Here is a 4,155-nt window from a genome sequence, read left to right as displayed (position 1 = left end):
CGCCTGGACGGCCTGCTGCACGACGCCGCCGAGGCCTACATCGGCGACATGGTCAGCCCGCTGAAGCAGGTCATGCCTGAATACAAGGAGGTGGAGCGCCGCATCAACGCGGTCGTCGCCGCGGTCTTCGGCCTGGCCTGGCCGGAGCCGCCCGCGGTCAAGCAGGCGGACCTCGCCGTGCTCGCCGCCGAGCGCGAGCAGGTGCTGCGGCCGTCCTATGGACCCTGGTACAAGAACTTCCCGGAGCCTGCGTCGATCACCATCACCCAGCGCGATTGGATGGCGGTGAAGCAGGAATTCGCCGAGGCGGTGCGGGCTGAGATGGCAGGGCGGCGGGGGCTGGTGTAGGGGATTAGCGGCAGACAGGCGGGGTTGCGCTTTTGCGGGGATGATTTTATTGCAGCACTGGGGCAGTACCGTAATATGCACAAAAATTTTTTAAGTTTTTATTTTGGTTTTCCCTGCAAGACGACATCAAGAAGTTTGCTTTTTTCTTGCGCCATACATTCCGTGCCAAAATGGATACCTTGTATACGATCAACACAGAATATCCGTTTTTGCTCGCGGAGCTTACAATAACCCATCATATAAAAACGAGAATTGTTGACAAACACTTCATGTACAATCACATCCCTAGTGCTAGCAATGCCTTCATGACTTATATACCTCAGTGTTACTGGGCAATTAAGGCCATCTATGAAAGGTTCCCTAGCCTCCTCCCACTCTCCAAAATCAAAGGGGTCTTGATACCAGCTACCGTTATCATTCAAAAACCCGTTTGCGAAAGCTTCACCTAGTATTTTTCTTTTATTTCCTATTTCCTCTTCATTATCTGGATTCTCTAAGGCATACTCTCTTAGTGCACGCCACTTTTCTTCTAGGTGTTGCCGCAAAGTGGAAGTTGGCCCGAAAAGGTATCTAAGTCGCCTAATAGCTTCATCAGAAGTGGATTGATGTCTTGTGCTCTTTTCGCCCCGAATTGCGTTGATTTTATGACGGCAAATCTTTTTTTCTTGGCCGAGCGGACAATCACAATTGATGTATGCAGTTTGACCATCAATTTCGATCGTCACCTTGAAAGGTGGCTTTTTGGCGTTTCTTGAATAATAGATTATAGTTTCCATATGTTTTGCACCTAAAAGCCTTGCATCAGCTAAAGACCTAGTTAATCCCCGCTCAACCACCGCCGCAACGCCTCCCGATACGCCAGACCGAACCGCCCATAGTCGTCGACCCCACCCGGATTGTCACAGCCGCTCAGCCCGCCCGAGAGCACACCGACCAGCTCCCCTGACTCCAGAAACAGCCCCGACCCACTGCTGCCGGACTCCGTAACCCCCTCGGTCCAGGCCACGCTCATATAGTGTATGCCTTTCGGGTCCGCCCCCTCACCGCAGTAGGCCACGTCACCACAGTGAAGATACTACTTTAGCAGACCGTGTGCCAGCTTCTGCCTGTCGCCGCGCGGATGGTGGATGCCCACCACAGGCTCACCCTCGACCGGCAGCCTGGTAGACCACGCGGCGAAGACAGCACCCGCCGGCGCCGGCCGGCGTAGCCGCATGAAGCTCGTGTCAGTGGTCTTGGCCGCATACAGCAGATCAGCGCCACCCCGAACGATCTCAGAACTCTCCGGACCCGCGTCGCAACCACCCGCCCGGTAGAACCAGACGGTCTCGATGCTGGAGGCCTCCGGCTGCCCGGAGATGCAGTGATGCGCTGTCAGCAGATACGGGATATCGGTATCCGGGTCCGCGTCCCGCAGCAGCGTGCCGGTACAACCGCCAGTGTCCCCGGTATCGTCAGTGAACAGCAGCAGCGTCGTGGCGCGGCTCACGGCATCCCAGCCGTCATCGCAGGCGACATCCGCATGGCATGGCTCAAGCGCTGGTTCAGGAGCGGTGGCCACAAAGGGCAACCTGAAGATGTGCGAGACGCGCTCCGGGACCACCTCGATCGCATTAGCAGACGCACCAGCCGGCAGCACGACCTCGAGCGAGTTGGTCCCGCCCTGGAGCAGGGGCGTCCAGAAAAGTGCTGACTTGTCCATCTCAGAAGCGCCCGCGCCGTCTGCCGTGAGGCTCGCGTTGACCTCTGCGCCGGGGATCTCGACCACGTCGGCCGCCCAAGTGCCTGAGAAGCGCAGCAGGGCCGCATGCGGCAGGTTCGCAACGCGCAAGCCCAGGCGCAGACCAGCGGCACCGGGGGAGGTGAGATGCAGTGCCAGGACTCGCTGGCCGTCTGGCATGGAGCGCCACAGCCCTTGGCCGGGCTCGCCCACGTCACGCCCGAAGCCGATGAGGAAGCGACCGTCACCGCTCATGAGTGCCTGCTGCCGCTCGGCCTCAGGAGCCGACAGGGGCGGGAGCACCAAGGCGACATCCACAGCAGCAGAGAGACCAGGCGGGGGATGCGTGGGAGCGGAACCACTGTCGGGCGTTGCCTCGCCGCCCGAAGCCGCGGACAGCAAGAGACAGGAAAGCGCCAGGGCGAGACGCTTGTTCACAATCGCGGGGAACGACCTCACCGGCGCAGACAATAGTTGCCACTCGTCGACCAGCCCGGCGGGCAGCTCCCAACCTTCGGGATCGCTACCCGCCCCTGCGACCCGGCCACACAGTACGCACCGCTGGTGAAGTAGCCGCTCGGGCAGGTACCCCGCTTCTCCAGCGCAAACCGCGCCTGCTTGCCGGGGACGCAATACTCCCCGCTCGTGCTGTAGCCGCTCGGGCAGGTGCCGAGCTTGACCAGCGGCAACGGCTGCAGGCCCAACTGCGCAAATGCGCCGAGGGGCATGAGCCAGACGATGAGCAGGAGACTTTGCAGGGTGCGATTAAGCATGGGCCAACTTCTCCAGGGTATGCGGTGAGCGGACCTCAGATTCCGTGCGTGAGATCTATGACCTTGGGCGCCGTTCTAGCCATCATCATCCCGCAACGCCATCAGTGAGCACAGACGGCCATCGGCATCGATCTCCGCCTCGTATTCGATGGGGCAGCAACACACGGGGCAGTCCTCGATATAGCGGTGACTGCCGGCCGAGCAATCGACCTGGGCGTCGATGGTATCGCCGCAATAGGGACACTGGATCTGACGCGCTTCAAGCATGGCAACACCTCTGGCCGAACTCACCCCGTCACAACAACCCCTCGCCCGCATGGTCCTCGAACTCCGCCGCCCGGCGCACATAGCGCATCACCGACTTCGGGTCGGTGTGGCGCGAGACCTCCATCAGCTTATAGAGCGAGGCCTTCGACTGCGCCGCTGAGGTCAGAAACCCCGCACGCAGGCTGTGCCCGCCGAACGCCGCCGGGTCGAGCCCGCAGGCCTCGGCGCAGCGCTTCACCACCGCCGCGATGCTATGCCCGCTCAGCGGCTGCGCGGAGACGACATCACCGCGGTGCATGCGCCGAAACAGACTGCCTGAGCCAATCCCCGCCGCCGCGATCCAGTCACTGACCGCCGCCACCGGGCAATAGTCACCGCCGCGGATCACCGCCACCACCTGGCCGAGGCCCTCCTGATCGGTCTTCGAGCGGCGCACATGCACCCGCACCCCTTCGGTCACGAACTCCAGATCGCCGACCGCCAGTGCCGCGAGCTCGCTGCGACGCAACGCGCTGGCAAAGCCCAGCGTCAGCAGCGCCCGGTCGCGCCGCCCGCGTAGCGTCGAGCGGTCCAGCGTATCCACCATGCGCCGGACCACATCGGCCAGCGCCGGCGCCTTCTGCTGCGGGGCGGCGCCATGCAGCCGGGCGATGCCGCGCAAGGTCGCGCGCACCAGCTCGCTGTTGGTCGGCGGCTCATGGCCACAGAGCCGGTGGGCCAGGCGGATGGCCGCCACGCGCCGGCGCAGGGTCGCGACCTTCCGCCCCGCATCGGCCTCCGCCGCCAGATAGGCCGCTACGATCTCAGGCGAAGCGGGCAGGGCAGGGTGCCCACGCGACTCGCACCAGTCGCAGAACCGCTGCCAGTCGGCGCGATAGGCGCGCTGCGTCGACTCCGCGCGACCGGCTGTCTGCAGCCCGGGCAGACGTCGTCCGTCTATACCGATGCGCTGAGTCGGCTCGCGGACCGGCTGCACTATCTCAACAGCTCCGGAGACAAGACCCAGGATACGACCCGCTTCTGGTTCGATACCCGTGCGAATCTGCG

At 62.6% G+C, this 4,155-nt stretch carries 5 protein-coding genes and 1 pseudogene; 1 reads left to right on the top strand and 5 read right to left on the bottom strand.

Annotation, left to right across the window (positions count from 1 at the left end; genetic code table 11):
• Positions 1-348 (top strand): annotated as a pseudogene (locus F2Q65_RS19575) (hypothetical protein); the annotation flags it as partial.
• Between the two features lie 98 nt (positions 349-446).
• Here F2Q65_RS19575 and F2Q65_RS19195 read toward each other — a convergent pair.
• The 5 genes from F2Q65_RS19195 to F2Q65_RS19175 form a co-directional block, all read right to left on the bottom strand.
• Positions 447-1,184, bottom strand: coding sequence for a WYL domain-containing protein (locus F2Q65_RS19195; protein ID WP_150095002.1), 738 nt, complete (start codon positions 1,182-1,184; stop codon positions 447-449).
• Positions 1,185-1,423: 239 nt separating this feature from the next.
• The gene (locus F2Q65_RS19190; protein ID WP_150095001.1) at positions 1,424-2,374 is read right to left on the bottom strand and encodes a trypsin-like serine peptidase; all 951 of its coding nucleotides are present in this window, start codon (positions 2,372-2,374) and stop codon (positions 1,424-1,426) included.
• A 149-nt stretch (positions 2,375-2,523) separates the two neighbouring features.
• The gene (locus F2Q65_RS19185) at positions 2,524-2,841 is read right to left on the bottom strand and encodes a hypothetical protein (RefSeq protein ID WP_211354119.1); all 318 of its coding nucleotides are present in this window, start codon (positions 2,839-2,841) and stop codon (positions 2,524-2,526) included.
• A 75-nt stretch (positions 2,842-2,916) separates the two neighbouring features.
• Complete coding sequence (locus tag F2Q65_RS19180; protein WP_150095000.1) at positions 2,917-3,108, bottom strand: CPXCG motif-containing cysteine-rich protein; 192 nt, start codon at positions 3,106-3,108, stop codon at positions 2,917-2,919.
• Positions 3,109-3,136: 28 nt separating this feature from the next.
• The coding region (locus F2Q65_RS19175) for a tyrosine-type recombinase/integrase (RefSeq protein WP_211354118.1) at positions 3,137-4,155 on the bottom strand (1,019 nt) is incomplete at its 5' end.

It is taken from the genome of Thiohalocapsa marina, assembly GCF_008632335.1.
Taxonomy (GTDB): Bacteria; Pseudomonadota; Gammaproteobacteria; order Chromatiales; family Chromatiaceae; genus Thiohalocapsa; species Thiohalocapsa marina.
The sequence above is the reverse complement of the archived record's forward strand: the minus strand, read 5'-3'. Positions and strand labels throughout refer to the sequence as shown.

Bases quoted from the DNA above. Each gene is read 5' to 3' on its own strand.
- F2Q65_RS19180 (WP_150095000.1), bottom strand. From the start codon at position 3,108: ATGCTTGAAGCGCGTCAGATCCAGTGTCCCTATTGCGGCGATACCATC.
- F2Q65_RS19185 (WP_211354119.1), bottom strand. From the start codon at position 2,841: ATGCTTAATCGCACCCTGCAAAGTCTCCTGCTCATCGTCTGGCTCATG.